Origin of the sequence: Mesorhizobium sp. M4A.F.Ca.ET.050.02.1.1 (genome assembly GCF_003997725.1) — a bacterium.
Lineage (GTDB): Bacteria > Pseudomonadota > Alphaproteobacteria > Rhizobiales > Rhizobiaceae > Mesorhizobium.
This window is the reverse complement of sequence record NZ_RZSG01001353.1, coordinates 1-749: the sequence shown is the minus strand read 5'-3', so window position 1 is coordinate 749 and position 749 is coordinate 1. Positions and strand designations below refer to the sequence as shown.

The 749-nt window shown below is 65.6% G+C and carries 2 protein-coding genes; one reads left to right on the top strand and one right to left on the bottom strand.

Annotated features, from left to right (window positions below):
* On the top strand, positions 1–500 hold a 500-nt coding region (locus EOA33_RS37445), incomplete at its 5' end, for a TCP-1/cpn60 chaperonin family protein (RefSeq protein ID WP_281033607.1).
* Here the strand turns inward: EOA33_RS37445 and EOA33_RS40035 are convergent.
* Positions 497–749: hypothetical protein (locus EOA33_RS40035; protein ID WP_210212663.1), on the bottom strand; the 253-nt coding region annotated here is incomplete at its 5' end. The genes EOA33_RS37445 and EOA33_RS40035 overlap by 4 nt on opposite strands.

Here is a 749-nt window from a genome sequence, read left to right as displayed (position 1 = left end):
AAGTGGAAGTGAAGGAAAAGAAGGACCGTGTCGACGACGCCCTCAACGCGACCCGCGCGGCCGTGGAAGAAGGCATCGTTCCCGGCGGCGGCGTCGCGCTGCTGCGTGCTTCGCTGGCCATCACTGTCAGCGGCGCCAACTCCGACCAGACCGCCGGCATCGCCATCGTTGGTCGCGCGCTGCAGTCTCCGGCTCGCCAGATCGCGGCCAATGCCGGTGCGGAAGCCTCGATCGTTGCCGGCAAGATCCTCGAGAACACGGGCCCGACCTTCGGCTTCAATGCCCAGACCGGCGAATATGGCGACATGATCGCCATGGGCATCGTCGACCCGGTCAAGGTCGTGCGCACGGCTCTGCAGGACGCGGCCTCGGTCGCCGGCCTGCTGGTCACCACCGAAGCCATGATCGCCGAGGCTCCGAAGAAGGAGTCGGCTGGCGGCGGCATGCCTGGCGGCATGGGCGGCGGCGGCATGGGTGGCATGGGCGGTATGGATTTCTAAGGTCCACGCATCTCAACAATCTCGAGGGGCGGCAGCGATGCCGCCCTTTTCTTTGGGGCGAACCTTGGTCCGAAAAAACGACGGCGCGAACCGACGAGCAGGCTTGCTTCGCCTTCGAGGAGATCGAGACCGGCATCTCTGCGATCCACAGCGAACTCGCCTACGTCCCGCAGCGCTGACATGATCGTGAGAAGGCCTCCTGTGTGCCGGACCTCGGGACGGCTCGTCGAGTTGCCAGCCTTCAAAGGG